This window comes from Stagnihabitans tardus (assembly GCF_009925085.1).
Taxonomy (GTDB): domain Bacteria; phylum Pseudomonadota; class Alphaproteobacteria; order Rhodobacterales; family Rhodobacteraceae; genus Stagnihabitans; species Stagnihabitans tardus.
Map to the genome: position 1 here is coordinate 37,593 of NZ_JAABNR010000009.1, position 22,305 is coordinate 59,897.

The window sequence follows — 22,305 nt, forward strand, 5'->3', positions numbered from 1 at the left end:
CCTGACCGGGCGCACAAGCCGGATGCCCTGCCGTCCACGGGCCGCATACGCCCGGGCCCGTCATCCCCGGCGCCGTCCCTCCGGCCGATCAGGGCAATCGGGCAAGGGCCGCTTGCAGGAACAGCGCATCCGAGGGGCTTTGCGCCAGCGCGATGGCGCGAAGATAAGCCTTGCGGGCCTCGTCTGACGCCCCGGTCGCGGCCAGAAGGGAGGCTCTTGCGGCGTGATAGGGCTGAAAATCGCTCAGCGCCTCGGACAGGCCCTCGGTCAGGGCGAGGGCGCGCGCGGGGTCTCCGGCCTCGGCCACCGCCACGGCGGCATTCAACGTCACGACCGGGGTTGGCTCATGCTGCCAAAGTGCCGCGTAAAGCGCCGCGATCTGCGGCCAGTCGGGGCCCGGCTCGGCCATCTGGCAATCGGCAATCGCGGCCTTGATCTGGAAGGGGCCAGGGCGGCGGCGGGCCAGGGCCCGGGCCAGCACCGCGCGGCCCTCTTCGATCTGCGCCCGGTCCCAGAGGCTGCGGTCCTGCGCCATGGGCGGCAGCGTCGCGCCATCCGCCCCGATCCGGGCGCGCCTGCGGGCCGAGGTCAAGAGCATCATGGCCATGGCCCCTTCGATCTCGGGGTCTTCGGGGCGCAGCCGGTCGACCAGCCGGATCAGGTAGAGCGCCTCGTGGCACAGGTCGCGGGCCTCTGCGGGCGGGGAGAGGTAGCCCGTGGTGAAGATCAGGTAGATCGCGGTCAGCACGCCATCCAGCCGCTCGGGCCAATGTTCGGCATCGGGCACGGCAAAGGGGATGCCCGCCGCCGCGATCTTGGCCTTGGCGCGCGAGAGGCGCTGGCCCATCGTGGGCTCGGCATCCAGAAAGGCGCGGGCGATTTCGGCCGTGGTCAGGCCGCAGACGCTGCGCAGGGTCAGGGCCACGCGGGACTTCGGATCCAGCGCGGGGTGGCAGCAGGCGAAGATCAGCCGCAGCCGCTCGTCAGGGATGGCCTGGTGGTCGGGGGCGGCCTCTTCCTCGGCCAGGATGGCCAGGGCGCGGCCCCGGGCGCTGTCGCGGCTGGCGCTGCGCAGCCGGTCGATCGCGCGGCGCCGTGCCACCTGCAAGAGCCAGCCCGCAGGGGCGGCCGGAAGTCCCGACCGCCCCCAATGCACAAGGGCCGAGATGGCGGCCTCTTGCAGGACCTCTTCGGCCAGGGCCAGGTCGCGCAGCCCCGCCGCGAGGATGGCCAGAAGCCGCCCCCGATCCGCCCTCATCACGCGGTCAAGTGCCTTGGTCACGAAAATGGCGGAGGCGGGAGCGGTCATGGGTCAGCCTGCCGGGTTGTAGTCCATCAGCGGCCGCACCTCGATCGTGCCGAAATGCGCGGCGGGGATCAGGGCGGCATAGGTCAGGGCGGCATCGAGGTCGGGGACATCGATGACGTAATAGCCGCCCAGGTGCTCGCGGGTTTCGGCGAAGGGGCCGTCCATCGTCTCAACCTTGCCCGCCTTGATGCGCAGGCTGGTGGCGGTATGGGTGCCTTGCAGCCCCTCCCCGCCGCGCAGGACGCCATCGGCCTTCATCCGCTCGTTGGCGGCGAAGAAGCCAGCCATCATGGCCTGGAAATCGGGGGTGCCATAGGCGGGTTCAAGGGCGGGGTCGTTATAGATCAAGAGCATGTATTGCATGGCAAGGGTCCTTTCACAGCCCGAGGAGATGGATGGCGATGCAGATCATGGCGTTCAGCGCGGCCAGGATATTGGTGCCGTTGCCGACATAGCGCAGCGGATGGCCCGCGTTGTCCGGGAGCAGGCCGAAGGGATGGGCGATGCGCCCCACCAGCAAGAGCGCCCCCGACACATGGAGCCAGGGGGCAGGGGTGCCCATGCCTTCGGCCAGGATCATCAGGATCAGGACGAAACTGGACCATTCGGCGCAGTTGCCGTGCTGGCGCATGCGCTGCAAAAGCACCCGGTCGCCGCCATCGCCGATCGAAATGCCCCGGGCCGACCGCATCGAGGTCACGCGGAACCAGAGGGCAAGGTAGATCATGGCAACAGGCAGGGCGTAGAGCGGCGTGATGGAAAAAAGCATGAGAACTCCATGGCTTCAGGGTTTCGATACCCCAAGGACGTCACAGGCTTGCAGATTTCGACAGGGCTGCGGAAAAAATCTTGGTGGGCGGCGATTTTTCTGAAAGCAGCGCCAGGGCGCGCAGGGCGAAAGCCGGTTTCCAAAAGCGCGGCAAGCGGTTAAACCGCTGGCGGCGCTTCTCATCGCGATCTTGTCACCGTGACCCCTTCTTCCCGGCTCGCTGCCATCCTGGACCTTCTGACCGAAGTCGAAAGCGCCCCGCGCCCGGCCGATGCCGTCACATCCGCCTTCTTCCGCGCCCGGCGGCATATCGACGACCAGGACCGCGGCGCCATGCTCGAGACGCTTTATGCCATCCTGCGCCATCGGGCGCGGCTGGGTTGGTGGCTGAGCCGCCAGGGCCGGGCCGAAACAGCCCGTGGGCGCCTTTTGGCCTGGCTTGCCCTGGGCGAGCGCAAGGGCCCCGATCAGGTCGCGCGCCTGTTTCCCACCCCGCTTTCGGCCGCGGATTCAGCCCTTGTGACCGCGCTGCACGGCTCTGCGCTGGATCATGCCGAGATGCCCGAACCCGTCCGGCTGGAGTGTCCGGACTGGGCGCTGGAGCCCCTGCGCCGCCGTTTCGGCGCGGATTTTGCGGCAGAGATGGCCGCGACCCTGGTCGCGCCGCCCCTGGACCTGCGGGTCAACCCGGTCAAGACCTCGCGCGATCAGGCCCTGCGCGGGCTGTCGCGCCTTGGCCTGCGCGCCGAGCCCATGGCCCTGTCGCCCCTTGGCATCCGCCTGCCTGACCGCATCTCGCTGGCGCTTTTGCCGGGGCTGAAGAGTGGAGAGATCGAGATCCAGGACGAGGGGTCCCAGCTCGTGGCGCATCTCGTCGAGGCCAAGCCCGGAGAGCGGGTGGTCGATTTCTGCGCCGGGGCGGGGGGCAAGACCCTGGCCCTGGCGGCGCAGATGCAGAACCGGGGGCACCTGGTGGCCTGCGACGTGAACGAGGCGCGGCTCAAGCGCTGCGCCGAGAGGCTGCGCAAGGCGGGGCTGCACAATGTGGAGACCCGGGTCCTGGCCTCCGAGACCGACAAATGGGTCAAGCGTCACAAGGGCGGCTATGACCGGGTGCTGATCGACGCGCCTTGCAGCGGGACGGGCACCTGGCGGCGCAATCCCGATGCCCGCTGGCGCGCCCCCGACCTCGGGCTTTCGGCCCTTATGGCGCTGCAAGCCCGCATCCTGGCCAGCGCCGCGCGCCTGGTGCGGCCCGGTGGGCGGCTGGTCTATGCCACCTGCTCGGTCCTGGTCGAAGAGAACGAGGCCCAGGTGGCGGCCTTCCTCGCCGCCCATCCGGGTTTTGCGCTCTTGCCCCTGGGCGAGGCCTTCCCGCCGTTGCAGGCCCTGGGCGATCACCTCTCGCTGACGCCCAAGGCCCATGGGACGGATGGCTTCTTCGCCGCGATTCTCACCCGTCAGGCGTGAACCTCAGTCGCCCCGGCCCGTCATCTCCAGGTAGCCGCGGCCCTGGTGGCTGCCGGTGATCGTCACCGGCCCCTCCCAATAGGGCACCGAGGTCGTCATCCAGGCCCCGGGGTTCAGCGCGGTGACCGTGACGTCAAGGCCCTGCTCGGCCAGGGTCACGCGCCAGGTCGTGGGAAGGCCGGTCTGCTCCACCGGCTCGGCCTGGAAGGCGCCATTGGGCAGGGGCGTCGCCGTCCCATCCGCCGCGATCCAGGTGGCGGAGGTGTAGTCGCTCTCCCCGCGCAGGACAAAGCCCATCAGCTTGTCGCCCGTGTCAAAGCTCAGCGAGAACCAGTCCCAGCCGGTCTGATCCTCCGCCAGGGGCTGCGAGGACCATTCGTGGTCGAACCAGGCCTGCCCCGTGACCGCCACCTCGCCCTCGGGCAGGGTCAAGGTGCCCGTCAGGTCGAAGAAGGGCTGCGAGTAGTAATGGCTCGCCTGGCCCGAGGCGGATTTGAACGAATAGCCCCTGTCGCCTTGCAGGACCAAGGGCCCCTTGGCCGTCAAGGCGACATCATAGCCGAAGTCGCTGCCCTGGGCCCGCATCGTCAGATGGTCGAAATCGGGCCCCATCAGCGCCCATTCGTCGATCCAGGCGGCAAAGGGCGAAGCCGTGACCCCGGCCTGTCCGATGCCGCCGCGCGCCAGGCGCTCGGCCACGAAATGGGCCTCCGGCGTGGTGACGGCGGCATGGCCCATATAGACCTGCGGGGTCTCCCAGCCCTGGCCATCGACGGGCGCCAGGGCCGAGCGGAAGAGCGTCCATTGCAAGCCGTAATCCCGGCCATCCGCGCCCTTGAGGTTGGCGGTCATATACCACCATTCGATGCGAAAGGCCGGATGGGCGCCGTGATCTTCGGGAAAGGTCAGGACATGGCCGCGCTCGGGCTGGGCGAAGTCGCCGGCCTCTGACCCCAGGCCCGCGAAGCCCTGGGCCAGGGCCTGGAAGGGCAGAAGGACAAGCAGGATCAGAAGCTTAACGTTCATGGCGGAAGACCCCCAAAAGCGCCGTGGGCGGCATCCGCGACAGCCGGAACGCCGGCCAAAGCGCGGCCAACCCCGCCGCCAGAAGCGCCCAGAGCCCAAGCCGCAGGTAATCCAGCGGGAAGAGGTAAAGCGGCAGGCGCCAGCCAAAGGCCTCGACATTGACCACGGCCAGAAGCGCCCAGGCCAAGGCGAGCCCCAGGGGCAGCGCCAGGACCCCGGTCAGCGCGGCCAGGACCATGGCCCGCGCCATCTCCAGCCGGGCGAGCTGCGCGCGGGTCAGGCCAAGCGCCCAGACCGGGGCCAGTTGCGGCAGGCGCATGGCGGCCAGCGTCAGAAGGCTCATCAGGATGGCAAAGCCCGCCACGGCCAGGGTCAGGACATTCAGCGCGGCGGTCACGGTGAAGGTGCGTTCAAAGACGGCGAGCGACATGGCCTTCAGCCCGGCCTGGTCGATCATGGCGCTGTCATCGAGGCCAAGCCCCTCGCGCAGGGATTGGCGCAGCGCGGGGACGCCCTTGGGGTCCAGCCGCAGGCCAAAGCGTTGCGCCGTCACTTGCGGGAAGTGCTGGCGGAAGGTCGTCTCGGTGATGACCACTTGCCCCACCGGGTTGCCGTAATCGCCATAGATGCCCAGGACCGGCAGGCTCAGGGTCTCGTCCACAGGCACCATGGCGCCAAGCCTGAGCCCCGCGCGGCGGAAGAGCTGTTCGTTAACCAGGAGGCCCTCGCCCCGGGCCAAGCTCTCCCAGACCCCCGGCGCGGCCTCGAGGAAGCGCCAGTTGTCGCGATAGGTCCGGTGGTTGCGGGCGCCGTAGATCGTGGCGGGCAGGCCCTTGATGCGGGTCTCGGTCATCAGGATAGGCAGGACGGCATCGGTTCTTGGCGCGGCAAAGGCCTCGATGGCGCTTGCCTGGGTGGCGTCGGTGGCGGTGACGTAAAGCTCGGAGGCGAGGCGCTGGTCGAGGAAGGCCACGAAGGTCGTGCGGAAGGACGAGACCATGGTCGAAACCCCGACATTGGCCGCCATGGCCAGAAGCAGCGCCATCAAGGCCAGGGAGAGGCCCGGCAGTTGCTGCTCGGTATCGGCCCAGAACCACTGCGCGACGGGGCCCTTGGCGCGGGCTCCGCCCAGCCCGAGCGCCCCTGCCAGAAGTGTCGGCAGGGCCAAAGCGCCGCCGATGAAAAGCGCCCCCAGCATGACGAAGCCCAAGATCAGCCCCTGGCCCCAAAGCGCCAGCCCCCCCGCCAGGGCCAGAAGCGCCAGGGAGAGCGCCAATTGCCACCTCCCCCGCCGCGCCAGGACCCAGGCGCGGGGCTGCGCGCTGGCCAAAAGCGGCGTCCGTGCCAGCGACCAGAGCGCGCCTCCCGCCGCCACCGCCGTCCCCCCCAGCGCCATGGCCATCCCCGAAAGCCACCAGGAGGGCCGCAAGGAAAGCGCCCCCGACACCTCGGCCCCGTAAAGCCCGCGCAGGGTCGCCGCCACATCGGGCAAAAGCGTCGCGGCGACGAGGTAACCCAAAACCACCCCCAGCGCCCCCGCGACCAGGGCCAGAAGCGCCAGCTCGGCGGCGATCAGCACGACGAGGCCCCTCAGAGGAGCCCCAAGCGCCCGCAGCGTGCGGACCATGGGACGGCGTTGTTCAAAGGCGAGGCCAATGGCGCCATGGACGATGAAGAGGCCGACGGCAAAGGACAAAAGGCCAAAGGCCGTCAGGTTCAGGTGGAAGCTGTCGGTCAGCCGCGCAACATCCTGGCCCGAAGAAGGCGCGCGCAGGGTCAGGCCCGGGGCGACCTCTGTCAGCGGCGGGCGGGAGAGCGGTTGGTCGGCCGCGACGATCAGCCGGTCGATCTGGCCTTCGCGACCGAGGAGCCTCTGCGCCAGCCCGATATCGGCCAGGGCGGTGTCGGGCGGCGTCTCGGCCACCACGCCCTTGGCCCCGGTCTCGGGCAGGCGGGCCAGGACCTCCTCCCGGGCGAAGATCTGGTCCCCGCCGGTGATCAGGGAAGCGATATCGGCGCCCTGGGTCACGGGGCCCCTTGGCGCGGTCAGGGGCTCGATGCCCAGGAGGCGGACGCCCCCCAGCCGCCCCTCGATCACCGGAGAGACATTCCACCCCGCCCGGCGGAGCGCGACATAGGTCTCCAGCGTGATCGGCCCGCGGAGTTCCGACAGGCCCGCACCGAGCGCGCTGGCCGCCTCGTCATAGCTCGCCCGCGCCTCGGCATTGATCGCCTGGACGCCGGACCAAAGCGCGGTGCCCAGGGCCAGCCCCGCCAGAAGAGTCAAAAGCTGCAAGGGGTTGCGGCGCCAATGGCCCAGAAGCGCGGAGAGGATCGCCCAAATCACGAAACGACCCCGGCCCGCAGGTGCAGCCGCCGCCCCATCCGCCCCGCGATGCGCTCGGAATGGGTGCAGAGGATCAGCCCCGCCCCGGTCTCGGCCACCAGCTCGCAGAGAAGGTCCATGACCCGGTCGGCGGTGGCCTCATCCAGGTTGCCCGTGGGCTCGTCTGCCAAGACCAGCCGGGGGAGTGCGGCGAGCGTCCGCGCAATGGCCACCCTCTGCTGCTGGCCGCCCGAAAGCTGCTCGGGGTATTTCGCCAGGTGATCCGTCAGGCCCAGACGCTCCGCGAGGCCCCGGTCGCGCTTGGGCTCGTGCCGCCCCGCGAGCCGGGCCTGAAAGGCGATATTGGCCGCCACGGTCAAAGAGGGGATCAGGTTGAACTGCTGGAAGATCACCCCCACCGTCCCCCGCCGCAGCGCCGCGCGTTCGGCATCGCCAAGCGCCGTCAGGTCGGTGCCCTCAACCGCCACGATCCCGGCATCGGCCCGGTCAAGCCCGCCGATCAGGTGCAAAAGCGTGCTCTTGCCCGAGCCGGATTCGCCGGTCAGCGCCAGGGTCTCACCCGCGGCCAGGGTCAAGGAGACGCCGCGCAGGACTTCCGTCTCGCTGCCCGGATAGGTCTTGCGCAGGTCTTGAACGTGCAGAAGCATCGGCGGTCCTCCCGCGGGGGAAGATAAACCTTTGCGGGGGAAAGGAAAGCTGTCGACATGAAAAGGCCGCCCCCAAGGGCGGCCTTTGCGGTGATATGCCTTGGGATCAGACCGCGCGGGCGGCGGCGACGGATTCCTCAAGAATGCCCATGGCCTCGTTGAAGATCGCGTCCGGGATGGTGATCGGCGCCAGGAAGCGCACCACATTGCCATAGACGCCGCAGGTCAGAAGGATCAGCCCGCGCTTTTGCGCCTCGTTCTTCACGCGGTTGGTGAAGTCGGCATCGGGGGCATGGTTGGCCGGATTGGCAAATTCCACGGCGACCATGAAGCCCGGGCCGCGGATGTCGGAAATCTCCGGCGTGACGGCGCGCAGACCCTCCAGGCGCTGCTTCAGGCGGCTCCCGAGCTCATTGGCGCGGGCGCAGAGCTGTTCCTCTTCGATCACGTCCAGCACGGCATGGGCCGCCGCAATCCCGATCGGATTGCCGCCATAGGTGCCGCCCAGACCGCCCGGATGGGCCGCATCCATGATCGAAGCCTTGCCGGTCACTGCAGCGATCGGGAAGCCTCCGCCCAGGCCCTTGGCCATGGTGGTCAGGTCCGCCGAGACGCCGTAGGCCTCCATGGCGAACAAAGTCCCGGTGCGGGCGAAGCCGGTCTGGACCTCGTCGGCGATCAGCACGATGCCATTGTCGTCGCAGAGCTTGCGCAAAGCCACGACAAGCGACTTCGGCGCCGGATAGAAGCCGCCCTCGCCCTGGACGGGTTCGAAGATGATGGCGGCGACGCGGGCCGGGTCGAGGTCGGCCTTGAAGAGCTTGGTGATGCCCGCCAGCGCGTCCTCGGTCGAGATATTGTGGACCTCTTGCGGGAAGGGGACGTGGTAGACGTCCGGCATCATCGCGCCGAAGCCCTTCTTGTAGGGCTCGACCTTGCCGGTCAGGGTCATGCCCATGAAGGTCCTTCCATGGAAGGCACCGCCAAAGGCGATGACGGCGGGGCGCTGGGTGGCGATGCGGGCGACCTTGATGGCGTTCTCGACGGCCTCGGCGCCGGTGGTCACGAAGATCGTCTTCTTCGGGCCTTCGCCGGGGACGGCGGCGTTCAGGCGCTCGGCCAGGTGGATGTAGTTCTCGTAAGGAAGGACCTGGTGGCAGGTATGGGTGAAACGCTCAAGCTGGGCCTGCACCGCCGCCATGATCTTGGGGTGACGGTGGCCGGTGTTGACCACCGCGATGCCCGCCGCGAAGTCGATATAGCGGTTGCCCTCGATGTCCCAAACCTCGGAGTTCAGGGCTTTGTCGACATAGATCTGGGTCTGCATGCCCACACCGCGCGAAATCGCCTCGACACGGCGGGTCGCCACCTCTGCGTTCTTCATTTGGGTCTCCATCAATGGTTGGCGCCATATGATCAAATTTCACGGTTTTGCACAATGCCAGAGATGCCGCAGGCTTAGGGCCAGAGACGCCGCAGGCATCAGTCCAGAGCGATTCACCGGTTGTTAACCTTAAGGCGGGAGGGTCTGGGCAGGAGGTGCCGCCTTGGACCCGATTCTTTGCCTGCAATTGATCCGTTCGCGCCGCGTGGGGCCGGTGACCTGGCATCGGCTGGTGGCCGAGCATGGGGTCGAGGGGGCCTTGGCCGAATTGCCGAAGATCGCCGCCGCCGCCGGGGTCGAGGGCTATGAGCCTTGCCCCCTGGGCGTCGTGCGGGCCGAGATGGCGGCGGGCAAGAAGGCGGGGGCGCGGCTTCTGATCCATGGCCAGGGGGATTACCCGGCCGGGCTGATGGATTTGCCCGACGCGCCGCCGGTGCTTTGGGTTCAGGGCGATATCGGCTTGCTGTCGCGGCCCATGGTGGCCGTGGTCGGGGCGCGAAATGCCTCGTCCCTGGGCCTGCGCATGGCGCGCAAACTGGCCGAGGGGCTGGGGCAGGGGGGACAGGTCGTGGTCTCGGGCCTGGCGCGCGGGATCGATGCCGAGGCGCATCGCGCGGCCCTGGCCACGGGGACCGTGGCGGTGCAGGCGGGCGGGGTGGATCACATCTATCCGGCTGAGAATACGGCCCTGGCACAGCAAATCCTGGAGCAGGGGTGCCGGGTGTCAGAAATGCCCCCGGGGATGGAGCCGCAGACCCGCCATTTCCCCCTGCGCAACCGAATCATCTCCGGCCTGTCCCGGGCGGTGGTGGTGGTCGAGGCTGCGGCGCGGTCGGGGTCCTTGCTGACCGCCGAAGCCGCGCTGGAACAGGGGCGTGAGGTCCTGGCCGTGCCGGGTCACCCTTTCGACGCCCGCGCCGCCGGCTGCAACCGCCTGATCAAGGACGGCGCGGCCCTGGTGCGCGGGGTGAGCGACATCTTCGCGGCGCTGGGCGAGGAGATGCCCCGGCCCGGGCCGACCGCAGAGGATGGGAGCGCAGAGTTGCGCTCCCAGGCCGGGAAAGCTTCCCCCTCCCCGGCCGAAGAGGCGCGGAACACCTCCACCAAACCCGCCCTGCACGAGCCCGCGCCGCTGCCCGGCCCCGTGCCGCCGCGCAAACCGCTCCTGGATATCTCGCGGCTGCACAACATGATCCTGTCGCGGCTTGGGCCTTCTCCGCTGCCCGAGGATCAGTTGATCCGCGATCTCGCCATGCCGCCCTCGGCCCTGAACCCCGAACTCATCGCGCTGGAGCTGGAAGGCAAGATCGAGCGTCGCGCCGGGGGGATGCTGTCGCGGGTGTGATCCCCACCATCCCACCGGAAACGGTGTCACCGGAGACCAGGGTGGCGCGGGGGAATAGCGCCGCGGGATCGCGGCGCTATTCCCCCGCGCCACGCCGGTCCCTTTCGGACCAAGGTTTCCGGGGGCCGGACCCGCGCGAAATCCCCCCGGTTGACTTTCCCCCCCAAAGCCTACCATCTAGCCCCGCCTGAGGCCCTTGGGTCGCAAGGCTTGTGGTGAAAGGAATTCCATGCCCGTCGTCGTTGTCGAATCCCCGGCCAAGGCCAAGACGATCAACAAATACCTGGGCAGCAACTACACGGTCCTGGCCTCCTACGGCCATGTCCGCGACCTGCCGCCCAAGGACGGGTCCGTGAACCCCGACGACAATTTCGCCATGACCTGGGAGGTTGCGGCGGAAAGCCGCAAGCATGTCAAGGCCATCGCCGATGCGCTGAAGACCGATGACGAACTGATCCTCGCCACCGACCCCGATCGCGAGGGCGAGGCGATCTCCTGGCACCTGCAAGAGGCCCTGGCCTCGACGATCAAGAAGGGCAAGAAGGTCTCCCGCGTCACCTTCAACGCCATCACCAAGGCCGCCGTGACCGAGGCCATGGCCAAGCCCCGCCAGGTCGATGTCCCCCTGGTCGAGGCCTATCTGGCCCGCCGCGCGCTGGACTACCTCGTGGGCTTCACGCTCTCGCCGGTCCTGTGGCGCAAGCTTCCGGGCGCCAAGTCCGCGGGGCGCGTGCAGTCGGTCTGCCTGCGCCTGATCGTCGAACGCGAGATGGAGATCGAGGCCTTCCGCCCGCAGGAATTCTGGTCGGTCGATGTCGTCCTGGCCACGCCGCGTGGCACGGAATATGCGGCGCGCTTGGTGACGCTTGGCGGCAAGAAATTGGACAAATTCGATATTCCGACCGCGACGGCGGCGGAATTGGCGGTCTCGGCCATTGATCATCGAACATTTTCGGTGAAGGCGGTCGAGAAGAAGCCCGCCACCCGCAACCCCTATCCGCCCTTCATGACCTCGACGCTTCAGCAAGAGGCCTCGCGCAAATACGGCATGGGCGCCAAGATGTGCATGTCGGCGGCGCAGCGGCTTTATGAGGCGGGTTACATCACCTATATGCGCACCGATGGCATCGACATGGCGCCCGAAGCCGTGATGCAGGCCCGCGACGCGATCAAGTCCGAATTCGGCGCGGCCTATGTGCCGGACAGCCCCCGCATGTACAAGAACAAGGCCAAGAATGCGCAAGAGGCGCATGAATGCATCCGTCCGACCGACATGCATGCGACGCCCGAGAAACTGCGCCTGGCCGATCCCGATCAGCGCAAGCTTTACGACCTGATCTGGAAGCGCACGATTGCCTCCCAGATGGCGGCCGCCCGGATGGAGCGGACGGTGGTCGATGTCCTCTCTCCCGATGGCCAGGTGGGTTTGCGCGCCAATGGCCAGGTCGTGCTCTTCGACGGCTTCCTGAAGGTCTATGACGAGGGCCGCGACGACGACGGCGACGACGAGGGCCGCCTGCCGCAGATCATGGAGGGCGAGGCGGCGGAGAAGCGAAAAGTCACGCCGGAACAACACTTTACCCAGGCTCCGCCGCGTTACACCGAGGCGACGCTGGTCAAGCGGATGGAAGAGCTCGGCATCGGCCGGCCCTCGACCTATGCCTCGGTCATCACCACGATCCAGGACCGGGAATATGTGCGGAAAGACAAGAACCGCCTGATCCCCGAGGACAAGGGGCGGATGGTCACGGCCTTTCTGACCAACTTCTTCCGCCGCTATGTCGAATATGACTTCACGGCGGACCTGGAGACCGAGCTCGACGACGTCTCGGACGGCAGCCGGACCTATACGGAAGTCCTTTCGCGCTTCTGGCGCGACTTCTCGGCGGCGATTGCCGAGACGGCAGAGCTGCGGATCACCGAAGTCCTTGACAAGATTGACGAGTTCCTTGCGCCCCATCTCTATCCGCCCCGCGAGGATGGCTCTGACCCCCGCATCTGCCCAACCTGCGGCCAGGGCCGCCTGCATCTGAAGACCGCCCGCTCGGGTGGGGCCTTCATCGGCTGCGGCAACTACCCCGAATGCCGCTATACCCGGCCCATCAATGGCGCCGATGAGGCCTCGGGCGACCGGGTCCTGGGTCAGGACGAAGGTCTTGATATCAGCCTGAAAACCGGCCGCTTCGGTCCCTATGTGCAAAAGGGAGAGGCGACGACCGAGCAGCCGAAACCCCCGCGCTCCTCCCTGCCCAAGGGGTGGTCGCCCGAGTCGATCACCCTCGAACGCGCGATCATGCTGTTGAACCTGCCCCGCGCCATCGGGCCTCACCCCGACGACGGTGCCTTGGTCGAGGCGGGCCTTGGTCGCTTTGGCCCCTATATCAAGCACAACAGCACCTATGCGAACCTGACCGACCCCGAAGAGGTCTTCACCATCGGCATGAACCGCGCGATGGAGGTCCTGGCGCAAAAGGCCCTGCGTCCGGGTCGGGCGCCTGCTGCGGGGCCGCTGAAAGAACTGGGCGCGCATCCCGATGGCGGCGCGATCCAGGTCATGCCGGGGCGCTATGGGCCTTACGTCAAGTGGGAGAAGGTCAATGCGACCATCCCCAAGACCGCTGACCCCATGACGCTGACCATCGAGGAAGCCCTTGTTCTGATTGCGGAAAAGGCGGGGAAGAGCCCGGCGAAGAAACCGGCACGCAAGGCCGCCCCCAAGGCCGAGGGCGCGCCCAAGGCGGCGAAGAAACCCGCTGCCAAGAAGCCCGCAACCGCCAAGAAACCCGCCGCGAAGAAACCGGCTGTCAAGACATCGGCCTCATGATCGCCTGACCCAAGGGGAGAGACCGATGCGCCTGATTCTGCTTGCCGCCCTCGCGGGTTCACCCGCTTTGGCCGACCCGATTTCCGACCGGGGCTATGCCTTGGGTTGCGACCAGGCCGCTTGCACCATCGTGGCCTCGGGCTTCATCCTGACGGCTGCAGTCGAGGCGACCGCCCCCGAGGTCTGGGACTTCATGGCCGGGCTCGACCCGATCACGGCGGTTTCCTTCGACGGAGAGTTGGGGGAGTTGGGCGATATCTCCGCCCCCATCCAGGTCACCTATATCAAGACGGAACCGGAGGACCTCTACCAGGACACGCTCCGCTATATCCAGGGCGCCTGGAAGCCCATGGGCGAAGAGACGCCTTTCTTTATCCAGATCAACGGCTTGCAATGGGATGAGGTCGTGAACGGAGAGGTTGCGGCCAGCTTCCTGATCCAGGCCTCGGACGGTTGCGCCGATGGGGTGACGCCGGGCGGCATCGCCCTGTCGCTGATCCCGATGGGCGGCGACCCGGGCTCGGCGGTCTGCTGGCAGCTGGAATATGCCACCGACACCGAGATGGACCTGCGCGATTTCACCGGCACGCAAGGCCAGGTCACCTTCATCCGCCAGAACTGAGGTGCCAGGCCCCGGATCAAGTCCGGGGTGATCCGGGGCCTGCAGTTTACCCGCGTGGATTCAAGAGCTTGGCCATCAGGTCGGCGTTTCTGATCCGCCCGATCCGCGCCGCGCCCTCGGTCACCGCAAGCTCCTCGACACCCTTGGAGAGGAGCTCCATCACCGCCTTGACCGGCGTCTCGCAATCGACCGAGGCCGTGGCCTCCGACCCTCCCGCCACCATGACATCCCGCGCGGTCAACACGCCCAGCGGGTTCATATGGGCGACGAAATCGGCGACATAGTCACTGACCGGGTTCGCGATGATCTCGCGCGCCGTGCCGATCTGGACGATGCGCCCGCCCTCCATCAGGGCGATCCGGTCGCCCAGCTTGAAGGCCTCGTCGAGGTCGTGACTGACGAAGATGATCGTCCGCTTGAGCCTTGCTTGAAGGTCCAGAAGCTCGTCCTGAAGCTTGGCGCGGATCAGCGGGTCCAAGGCGCTGAAGGGCTCGTCCATCAAGAGAATCGGCGCCTGGGTCGCGAAAGCCCGCGCGAGGCCGACACGCTGCTGCATCCCGCCCGAGAGCTCTCCGACCTTGCGCTCGGCCCATTGCGTCAGGTTCACCAAGGCCAGTTGCTCATCGACCTTGGGGGCGCGCTTGGCGGGCTCCATCCCCGCAAGCTCCAGCCCGAGGCCGACATTCTCCCGCACCGTCCGCCAAGGCAGCAGGCCGAACTGCTGGAAAACCATGGCGATTTTCGAAAGGCGGAGCTTGCGCAAAGCCTCGGGCTCGGCCTTGGTGACCGAGACCATGCGGCCCTGATCCGCCACCCGCACCTCGCCCCGAACGACCGGGTTCAAGGCGTTCACCCCGCGCAGCAGGGTCGATTTGCCAGAACCCGAGAGGCCCATCAGCACGAGGATCTCGCCCTCGGCGACCGAGAGCGAGCAGTCATGCACGCCCAGGACCTGGCCGGTCTGGGCCTGGATCTCTCCCCGCGAAAGGCCCTGGTCCATCAAGGGCAGGGCGCGGTCGGCGTGGTCGCCAAAGACGATGGAGACCTTGTCGAATTCAACAGCGGGCAGGGTCATTTCGGCGTCCTCAGCATGCGGTCCAGAAGGATGGCGAGCGCCACGATGACGGTGCCGGATTCAAACCCCAGGTCCGGACGCACCTGGTTCAGCGCCTTGACGACCGGGACGCCGAGGCCCGCCGCGCCCACCCAGGCCGAGATCACGACCATGGACAGCGAGAGCATGATGGTCTGGTTCAACCCGGCCATGATCTGCGGCCGCGCCCAGGGGAGTTCGACCTTCCACAAGACCTGGCGCGGGGTGGCGCCGAAGGAGGTTGCGGCCTCGAGCAGTGCGGTGGGCGTGGAGGACACGCCCAGATGCGTCAGGCGGATCGAGGTCGGCACCACGAAGATGATCGAGGCGAAGAGCGCGGGCACGAGGCCGATGCCGAAGAGGATGACGAAGGGGATGAGGTAGACCGGCGCGGGCAGGGTCTGCATCAGGTCAAGCACGGGCTGCATGGCCTGGTAAAGCCGGGGCCGATGCGCGGCCAGCACCCCCATGGGCACGCCGATCGCCATGCAGATGATGCAGACGAAGGCCACGAGGCCCAGGGTCTCGGTGGTTTCCTTCCAGTAGCCCTGGTTCAGGATGAAGAGAAACCCAAGCGCCACGATGACGCAGGGCTGCCAGCGGCGCTGGATCACCCATGTCAGCGCCACGAAGAGCGCCACGACGACCAGGGCATGGGGCCATTGCAACAGGTCGGTCAGCCCCTCGATGGCGTTTTCGGTGGCATCGCCAAAGGCCTTGAAAGCCGGTTTGAAATTGGCCTTGAGCCCGTCGAAAACCCATTTCGCCGTGGCTCCGACCGGGATGACCCAAGAGCTGAGAAAGTCCATCTATCCCCCGCGCGGAAAGGAAAACCCCGGGAGTTCTTCCCGGGGCTCAGGGCTTATTGCAGGGCGGCCGCGACGGCTGCCTTGGCGTCGCCGCCGTCCTTGGTGGTCACGCCCTCGAGCCAGGGCTCCCAGGCGGCGGGATTGGACGCGAGCCAGGCCTTGGCCGCATCGCGCGGGTCCTTGCCGTCGTTCAGGATGGCGCCCATGATCTCGTTCTCCATCTGCAGGGAGAAAGCGAGGTTCTGCAACAGCTTGCCCTGGTTCGGGCATTCGGTGACATAGCCCGCGCGGGTGTTGGTCGCGACGGTCGCGCCGCCGAAATTCGGGCCGAAATAGTCGTCCCCGCCGGTCAGGTAGGTCATCTTGAAGTTGGCGTTCATCGGATGGGGCTCCCAGCCGAGGAAGACGATGGGCTTGGATTCGCCGTCCTTGTTGGCGACCTCGGCCAGCATGCCCTGTTCAGAGCTCTCGACGACTTCGAAACCATCGAGGCCGAAGGGGCCCGAGGCGATCATGTCCGAGATCAGGCGGTTGCCGTCATTGCCCGGCTCGATGCCATAGATCTTGCCTTCCAGCGCCTCTTTCTGGGCGGCGATGTCCTTGAAATCCTTGATCCCAAGCGCGGCACCGGCCTCGTTGGTGGCGAGCGTGTACTTGGCGCCTTCCAGGTTCACGCGCACGGTGTCGACGGTCTTGGCATCGCGATAGGGCGCGATGTCGGCCTCCATCGTGGGCATCCAGTTGCCGAGGAAGACGTCGATGTCGCCTTCGGCCAGGCCGGTGTAAGTCACCGGAACCGCGAGGATTTTCGTCTCGGTCTCATAGCCGAGCGCCTCGAGCACCAAGGTGGTTGCGGCGGTGGTGGCGGTGATATCCGTCCAGCCCACATCCGAGAAGGTCACCTTGTCGCAGCCTTCGGCAAAGGCCGAACCGGCAAGGGCGAAGGTGACGGCCGAAGCCATCAGCGCCGTTTTCAGTTTCATTCCAAGCTCCCCGTTTTTGTTGATTGACGAGTCAATAAACTTCAAGCAAGCATCCCAAATCAAGCTTTTTTTGAGGACTGCCGTGCCGAAGGTTGGAATGCAGCCTATCCGTAAAGAGGCTCTCGTCAAAGCCACGATCGCCGAGATCGGGCGGACGGGGTCTTTGGACGTGACCGTCAGCCAGATCGCCAAGCGGGCGGGCATGTCTTCGGCCCTGGCGCATCACTATTTCGGGTCCAAGGAAGAGTTGTTCCTGGCCGCGATGCGCCATGTCCTGACGATCTACGGCGCTGAGGTGCGCGGTGCGCTGCACCTGGCCAAGACGCCCCTGACGCGGGTCGAGGCGGTGCTGCGGGCCTCGTTCAGTGCGGCGAATTTCCGGCGCGAGGCGATCGGGGCCTGGCTGAACTTCTGGGTCCTGGCGCAGTCGGTTCCCGAGGCGCGGCGGCTCTTGGCTGTCTATCAGCGGCGGCTGCGGTCGAATCTCCTGGCGGGGCTGAGGCCCCTCTGCGGCGAGCGGGCCGAGGCGGTGGCGGATGGCCTTGGGGCGCTGATCGACGGGCTTTACCTGCGGGAAGTGTTGAAATCGGGCGCTCCGGATGGGGCGGCGGCCGTGGCGATGGCCTTGGAATACCTGGCGGCAGAGCTCGGGAAGGAGGGGGCCCCGGCGCCCTCCCACCCGCCCACCCCCCAAGAGTCTGTGGCGGGCGCCGGGGCCCCCTCGCCCAAGCGGATGATCTAGGAGACGGATATGCAGGCGGATTATGTGATCATCGGGTCGGGGTCCTCGGGATCGGCGGTGGCTTACCGCCTGGGCGAGGCGGGCCATTCGGTCATCGTGATCGAAGAGGGCGGCACGGATGCCGGCCCCTTCATCCAGATGCCGGCGGCGCTCTCTTATCCGATGAACATGAAGCGCTATGACTGGGGGTTTCAGTCGGAGCCGGAGCCCTATCTGGGGGGGCGCCGCCTGGCGACGCCCCGGGGGCGGGTGATCGGCGGGTCGTCTTCGATCAACGGCATGGTCTATGTGCGCGGCCATGCGCGGGACTATGACACCTGGGAGGAGATGGGCGCCCAGGGCTGGGCCTATGCCGATGTCCTGCCCTATTTCAAGCGCATGGAGAACTGGCACGGCGAGGCGGATGGGACCTCGGAAGTGTCCGCGTATCGCGGCACCGATGGGCCTTTGCACATCACGCGCGGCCCTCGGAACAACGTGCTCTTCAACGCTTTCGTCGAGGCCGGGCGGCAGGCGGGTTACAACGTGACGGGCGACTACAACGGCGAGGCCCAGGAGGGTTTCGGCGCGATGGAGGCCACGATCTGGAAGGGCAAAAGGTGGTCGGCGGCGACGGCTTACCTCAAGCCCGCGATGAAATCGGGGCGGGTGCAGCTTTACCGGGCCTATGCGCGCAAGGTCGTCATCGAGAACGGCCGCGCGGTCGGCGTCGAGGTCAATCGCGGCGACCGAATCGAGGTGATCCGGGCGAGCCGCGAGGTGATCGTCTCGGCCTCGACCATCAACACGCCGAAAATCCTGATGCTGTCCGGCATCGGTCCCGCCGCGCATCTGCGCGAGATGGGGATCGAGGTCGTGGCCGACCGTCCCGGCGTGGGCGGCAATCTGCAGGACCACCTGGAGCTTTACCTGCAATTCGCGGCCGCAAAGCCCATCACGCTCTACAAATACTGGAACCTCTGGGGCAAGGCGCTGGTGGGGGCCGAGTGGCTCTTGACCGGCAAGGGGCTGGGGGCCTCAAACCAGTTCGAAAGCTGCGGCTTCATCCGCTCGCGTGCGGGGCTGGAATATCCCGATATCCAGTATCACTTCCTGCCCATCGCCGTGCGCTATGACGGCAAGGCCAGCGCGCATGGCCATGGCTTCCAGGTCCATACCGGGCCGATGCGGTCGAAGTCGCGGGGGCGCATCAGCCTGCGCTCGGCCGATCCGAAGGATTCGCCGAAAATCCTGTTCAACTACATGTCCGAGCCCTCGGACTGGGAGGATTTCCGCAAGGCCATCCGCCTGACGCGCGAGATCTTTGCTCAACCGGCCATGGCGGGCCATGTGAAATCGGAAATCCAGCCCGGTGAGGCCCTGCAATCGGATGCCGAGCTCGATGGCTTCATCCGTGAACATGTGGAAAGCGCCTATCACCCCTGCGGCACCAGCCGGATGGGGCGGGCGGATGACCCCTTGGCCGTGGTCGATCCCGAAGCGCGGGTCATCGGGGTCGAGGGGCTGAGGGTGGCGGACAGTTCGATTTTCCCGCAGGTGACCAATGGCAACCTGAACGGGCCCTCGATCATGACCGGCGAGAAGATCGCCGATCATATCCTTGGTCGCAAACTTCCGCGCTCGAACCTTCAGCCCTGGATCAACCCGAACTGGCGGACGGCGCAGCGTTAGGCGGCTGCGCCCTCGACATGGTCGCGCAGCCGGATGAAGAGGTTGCCCAGGATCTCGTTGGCGCGGTCGGACCTTTCGGACAAGAGCCGGCCGGCCATGCCCTGGGCGGTCAACTCGCCCTTCCACGAGAGGATGCCCTGGCCCTCGGCCTCGCCGCAGGTGGCATCCAGGGCGACCAGGACCCTGCCGCCGATCAGATGGGCGGCCTTGATCTCCAGCTTGTAGCCCGCGTCGGCCTTTTCCACGCTCATCTTGCCTTGCAGCGTCAGGGTGATCGGACCAAAGCCCCGCCGGATCACAAATTCGGCCACACCGCCCTCGACAGTGCGGAACTCGAACCCGGCGGGCGAGATCGCGGTCAGGGTCTCGACCCGGGTCAGGCCAAGCAGCACGGTCTCGGCCGGGCCGGAAGTGCGGATACTCCCTTCAAGCAGCATGGGCATCGTCCTTACATGAAATGCGGCCCTGCTTAGCCAAGGCGGGTCAGGCTTGCAAGGCCAGGCTGCGGCGCGGCAGGATCAAGAGCGAGAGGGTGGAAAGGGCCGAGGACACCGCCATCAGCACGATCAGCGGCAGGTCGCCCGCGCCCGGCGGCAAGAGCCAGATGGCCAGCGCCGAGACCCCGGCGCCCGAGCCGATGGAGATCGCTCCGCCAAGGCCCGAGGCCGAACCGGCAAGCTCGGGCACCGCTTGCAGCATGCCGCCATTGGCATTGGGCAGGCTCATCCCGTTGCCTAGCCCCAAAAAGACCATGGCGCCGAAGAAGACCCAAGGCCCCGACAGGCCAAGCGCGGTGATCAGCGCCAGCCCCGTCATGGCGCAGGTGGTGACCGACGTCCCCATGACGATCATCCGCACCATGCCCACCCTTACCGAATGGCGCCCCGCAAGGTAGTTCCCCGCCATATAGCCCACCGAAGGCAGGGCAAAGGCCGCCCCGATCTGCGAGGACGACAGGTGATAGACCTCTGCGCCGACGTAGGGCGCGCCACCCAGGAAGGCGTAGAAGACCCCCGAGGCCAGGCTTGCCACGCCGCAATGGGCCCAGAAGATCCGGCTTTTCAACAGGCGCGGGTAAAGCCGCATCTGGGCGAAAGTGCCGCCCTCGCGGCGGGTAAAGGTCTCGCCCAGGTCGGCAAAGGCCAGGGCCGTGGTCGCGACGCCAAGGCCAAAAAGCAGCCAGAAGGTCGATTGCCAGCCGAAACGCTCCTCCAGCGCGCCGCCGATCAGCGGGCCGATCATGGGGACAAGGCTCATCCCCATGGTGACGTAACCGATCATCGAGGCGGCGGCGGGGCCCTCGACCATATCGCGCACCACGGCACGCGAGAGGACGAGGCCCGTCGAAACCACGGCCTGGGCCATGCGGAAGGCCAGGAAGGTCCCGGCATCGGGGGCATAGATCGTGCCGATGGTCGCCAGAAGGAAGACCACCAGCGCCCCCAGGATCACCGGGCGGCGGCCGAAGCGGTCCGAGATCGGCCCGATGATCAGCTGCACCACCGCCGAGAGCGCGAGGTAAAGCGAGACGGCCAGTTGCATCGTCGAAACCGAGGTCCCGAACCAGGAAGCCATGGCGGGCAGGGCGGGCAGCATCAGCGACAGGGTAAAGGAAGAGAGCCCCGCCAGCAGGGTCAGGGTCACGATCTTGGGCGGGGTCTTGCGGTTGAGGAACATCAGAACTTGTGGAAGATGAAAAAGGCGCCAAGCGCGATAAAGCCAAATCCGATGCCCTGGGACCAGGAAATCGGCTCCTTCAGGTAGAAATAGGAAAAGGCCACGAAGACGGTCAGGGTCAGAACCTCCTGGATCGTCTTGAGCTGGGCGGCGTTATAGACCCCGTGGCCGATGCGGTTGGCGGGGACCTGCAGCATGTATTCGAAGAGCGCGATGCCCCAGGAGACCAGGATGACCACGACCAGCGGCGCGGTCTTGAACTTCAGATGGCCATACCAGGCGAAGGTCATGAAGATGTTCGAGGCGGCCAAGAGGAGAATCGTCAGGATCGGCGCGGGAATGGACATGGGACCTCCGGGAATGGCGCCCAGATAGCGCAAGGGGGGCGCCGGGGGAAGGGCGGGGCTTTTCGGGGCGGAAATCCGCGCCTATGTTGGGGCCGGTCGAAAGGGGGGCAGGATGCGCAAAGCGGTATGGCTGGGCCTTGTGGCTTTGGCTCTGCCCGTGCAGGCAGAGACCGGGGGCAAGGTCGTGCTGCCCTCGGGGCAGGAGGTCACGCTCCTGGAGGTCATCTCGAATGTCCCCGGCGCCTATGGCCTGGCCCTGCGCTACCGCTTCCTGGCGCCAGAGGTCGCGCGTGAGGGCGGCACGGTCGATGCCGAAACGGCGGGGGCCGATATGGACTGGCTCTGCCAGACCTATGCCCTGCCAAAGCTGCCGGTGAACGGGCCCATGCCCGCCGAAATCATCATCTCGATGTCGGACCGCGATGTGCCCTTCGGCGAAAGCGACCCCGAGGCCACGCAATTCTTCAACGCCTATTCCATCGAGGCCGGAAACTGCCTATGGGAACCCTTCTGAGAGGGACGCGCCATGCAAAAACACCGGGGATTCCCAAGCCGCCTGCCGGGCACCGACATGCAATTCACCATTCGCCGGGCGAATGTGAAGGAGGGCGCCTCCAAGATCGTCCGTCGCGAGAGGTTCCGCGACCGCAAGGTCCTGGACCGCAAGGCCGACACGGCCTTCATGGCGGCCTTGTGGGCGCAGTTCGGCGAGGAGGAGTTCGAGCGCGGCAACCTGGATGCCGGACGGCTTTCCTGGCTCATCGGGCGCGAGGTCGTTCCGGTCGCCGACAATTGGGACCCGGCCTCTTACGAGACGCTGTTCCGCATCGACCTGGCCAAGGCCAAGGTCGCCTTTCCCGAGGTCTTTGCCGAAGACGCCGAGGACTTCTTCGAGGGCGAGGACGACGAGGACTGGGACTGATCGGCAGGCTTTTGCCGAAACCTCCCAGGCTCCCGGGCGGGAAGCAGCCACAACACATCTGCGTTATTTGCCAAGCGGCCTGGGCCGGAACATGGTGAATGCGGGTTCGAAAGCGATCCCTTTGAGCCTGACCCTTCCTTCCCCTTCGGCCCGGCCACCAGGTCGGGCCGTTTTTTCCCCCTTCGGCCCTGCCTCCTGGTCGGTTCGTTTCTTGGGCGGAGCTTTGCCGGTCGGGGGGATACCACTTTGCCTATTGTCCTCGAATGAGGGACAATGGCGAAGCATCTTTAGTGTGCATAACGAGGAATGAGGCAGAAC

Annotated in this window: 21 protein-coding genes; 8 read left to right on the top strand and 13 right to left on the bottom strand. The window is 66.9% G+C overall.

The window, feature by feature from the left end; genetic code table 11:
- Window positions 1-88: 88 nt before the first annotated feature.
- The 3 genes from GV832_RS10720 to GV832_RS10730 are packed head-to-tail and all read right to left on the bottom strand — an operon-like array spanning window position 89 to window position 2,078.
- Window positions 89-1,309 (bottom strand): RNA polymerase sigma factor, encoded by a 1,221-nt coding sequence (locus GV832_RS10720; RefSeq protein ID WP_168774854.1) that lies wholly within the window; start codon window positions 1,307-1,309, stop codon window positions 89-91.
- A gap of 3 nt (window positions 1,310-1,312) precedes the next feature.
- Window positions 1,313-1,672 carry a YciI family protein gene (locus GV832_RS10725; RefSeq protein ID WP_168774855.1) on the bottom strand — a complete coding sequence of 120 codons (360 nt, stop codon included), beginning with the start codon at window positions 1,670-1,672 and terminating at the stop codon, window positions 1,313-1,315.
- Between the two features lie 13 nt (window positions 1,673-1,685).
- Entirely contained in the window at window positions 1,686-2,078 is a 393-nt protein-coding gene (locus tag GV832_RS10730; protein WP_168774856.1) for an MAPEG family protein, read from the bottom strand.
- A gap of 198 nt (window positions 2,079-2,276) precedes the next feature.
- Here GV832_RS10730 and GV832_RS10735 point away from each other — a divergent pair, with 198 nt between their 5' ends.
- Window positions 2,277-3,548 (top strand): RsmB/NOP family class I SAM-dependent RNA methyltransferase, encoded by a 1,272-nt coding sequence (locus tag GV832_RS10735; RefSeq protein WP_168774857.1) that lies wholly within the window; start codon window positions 2,277-2,279, stop codon window positions 3,546-3,548.
- Window positions 3,549-3,551: 3 nt separating this feature from the next.
- Here the strand turns inward: GV832_RS10735 and GV832_RS10740 are convergent, their stop codons facing one another.
- The 4 genes from GV832_RS10740 to GV832_RS10755 all read right to left on the bottom strand — a co-directional run bounded on the left by GV832_RS10740 (window position 3,552) and on the right by GV832_RS10755 (window position 8,952).
- A complete protein-coding gene (locus tag GV832_RS10740; RefSeq protein WP_168774858.1) occupies window positions 3,552-4,574 on the bottom strand; it encodes a lipocalin-like domain-containing protein in 1,023 nt (340 codons plus the stop codon).
- The gene (locus tag GV832_RS10745) at window positions 4,564-6,921 is read right to left on the bottom strand and encodes an FtsX-like permease family protein (RefSeq protein ID WP_168774859.1); all 2,358 of its coding nucleotides are present in this window, start codon (window positions 6,919-6,921) and stop codon (window positions 4,564-4,566) included. Before GV832_RS10745 ends, GV832_RS10740 begins: the two co-directional genes overlap by 11 nt.
- Window positions 6,918-7,568, bottom strand: a complete 651-nt coding sequence (locus tag GV832_RS10750; RefSeq protein WP_168774860.1) for an ABC transporter ATP-binding protein — start codon at window positions 7,566-7,568, stop codon at window positions 6,918-6,920. Before GV832_RS10750 ends, GV832_RS10745 begins: the two co-directional genes overlap by 4 nt.
- 106 nt (window positions 7,569-7,674) lie before the next feature.
- Window positions 7,675-8,952 (bottom strand): 4-aminobutyrate--2-oxoglutarate transaminase, encoded by a 1,278-nt coding sequence (locus tag GV832_RS10755; RefSeq protein WP_168774861.1) that lies wholly within the window; start codon window positions 8,950-8,952, stop codon window positions 7,675-7,677.
- Between the two features lie 163 nt (window positions 8,953-9,115).
- Between GV832_RS10755 and dprA the strand changes: the two genes are divergently transcribed.
- From dprA to GV832_RS10770, 3 genes are all read left to right on the top strand, one after another.
- The gene (gene dprA / locus GV832_RS10760) at window positions 9,116-10,297 is read left to right on the top strand and encodes a DNA-processing protein DprA (RefSeq protein ID WP_227754368.1); all 1,182 of its coding nucleotides are present in this window, start codon (window positions 9,116-9,118) and stop codon (window positions 10,295-10,297) included.
- Between the two features lie 229 nt (window positions 10,298-10,526).
- Window positions 10,527-13,121 (top strand): type I DNA topoisomerase, encoded by a 2,595-nt coding sequence (gene topA / locus GV832_RS10765; protein ID WP_168774862.1) that lies wholly within the window; start codon window positions 10,527-10,529, stop codon window positions 13,119-13,121.
- Between the two features lie 25 nt (window positions 13,122-13,146).
- A complete protein-coding gene (locus GV832_RS10770; RefSeq protein WP_168774863.1) occupies window positions 13,147-13,743 on the top strand; it encodes a hypothetical protein in 597 nt (198 codons plus the stop codon).
- 46 nt (window positions 13,744-13,789) lie between these two features.
- On the opposite strand, the gene choV is transcribed toward GV832_RS10770, so the two are convergent.
- From choV to choX, 3 genes are read right to left on the bottom strand one after another with little or no spacing between them, the layout of a single operon-like run.
- The gene (gene choV, locus GV832_RS10775; protein WP_435531757.1) at window positions 13,790-14,812 is read right to left on the bottom strand and encodes a choline ABC transporter ATP-binding protein; all 1,023 of its coding nucleotides are present in this window, start codon (window positions 14,810-14,812) and stop codon (window positions 13,790-13,792) included.
- A gap of 2 nt (window positions 14,813-14,814) precedes the next feature.
- Entirely contained in the window at window positions 14,815-15,645 is an 831-nt protein-coding gene (gene choW, locus GV832_RS10780) for a choline ABC transporter permease subunit (RefSeq protein ID WP_168774865.1), read from the bottom strand.
- 53 nt (window positions 15,646-15,698) lie between these two features.
- Window positions 15,699-16,628: a choline ABC transporter substrate-binding protein gene (gene choX, locus GV832_RS10785; protein ID WP_168774866.1), complete on the bottom strand. Its 930-nt coding sequence runs from the start codon at window positions 16,626-16,628 to the stop codon at window positions 15,699-15,701.
- A gap of 97 nt (window positions 16,629-16,725) precedes the next feature.
- Here choX and betI point away from each other — a divergent pair, with 97 nt between their 5' ends.
- Both betI and betA read left to right on the top strand, forming a co-directional pair.
- The gene (gene betI / locus GV832_RS10790) at window positions 16,726-17,370 is read left to right on the top strand and encodes a choline-binding transcriptional repressor BetI (RefSeq protein WP_168774867.1); all 645 of its coding nucleotides are present in this window, start codon (window positions 16,726-16,728) and stop codon (window positions 17,368-17,370) included.
- 9 nt (window positions 17,371-17,379) lie between these two features.
- Window positions 17,380-19,041 (top strand): choline dehydrogenase, encoded by a 1,662-nt coding sequence (gene betA / locus GV832_RS10795; RefSeq protein WP_168774868.1) that lies wholly within the window; start codon window positions 17,380-17,382, stop codon window positions 19,039-19,041.
- Here betA and GV832_RS10800 read toward each other — a convergent pair.
- Genes GV832_RS10800 through GV832_RS10810 form a run of 3 tightly spaced genes read right to left on the bottom strand, consistent with a single transcriptional unit; the run spans window position 19,038 to window position 21,065 of the window.
- Window positions 19,038-19,484, bottom strand: a complete 447-nt coding sequence (locus tag GV832_RS10800; protein WP_168774869.1) for an SRPBCC family protein — start codon at window positions 19,482-19,484, stop codon at window positions 19,038-19,040. The genes betA and GV832_RS10800 overlap by 4 nt on opposite strands.
- 40 nt (window positions 19,485-19,524) lie before the next feature.
- The gene (locus GV832_RS10805; protein ID WP_168774870.1) at window positions 19,525-20,718 is read right to left on the bottom strand and encodes a multidrug effflux MFS transporter; all 1,194 of its coding nucleotides are present in this window, start codon (window positions 20,716-20,718) and stop codon (window positions 19,525-19,527) included.
- Window positions 20,718-21,065, bottom strand: a complete 348-nt coding sequence (locus GV832_RS10810) for a DMT family protein (RefSeq protein WP_168774871.1) — start codon at window positions 21,063-21,065, stop codon at window positions 20,718-20,720. The genes GV832_RS10805 and GV832_RS10810 overlap by 1 nt, the downstream gene beginning before the upstream one ends.
- Window positions 21,066-21,177: 112 nt before the next feature.
- Between GV832_RS10810 and GV832_RS10815 the strand changes: the two genes are divergently transcribed.
- Both GV832_RS10815 and GV832_RS10820 read left to right on the top strand, forming a co-directional pair.
- A complete protein-coding gene (locus tag GV832_RS10815) occupies window positions 21,178-21,579 on the top strand; it encodes a DUF6497 family protein (protein WP_227754369.1) in 402 nt (133 codons plus the stop codon).
- Window positions 21,580-21,591: 12 nt separating this feature from the next.
- A complete protein-coding gene (locus GV832_RS10820) occupies window positions 21,592-21,987 on the top strand; it encodes a hypothetical protein (protein WP_168774872.1) in 396 nt (131 codons plus the stop codon).
- The last annotated feature ends 318 nt before the right edge of the window (window positions 21,988-22,305 follow it).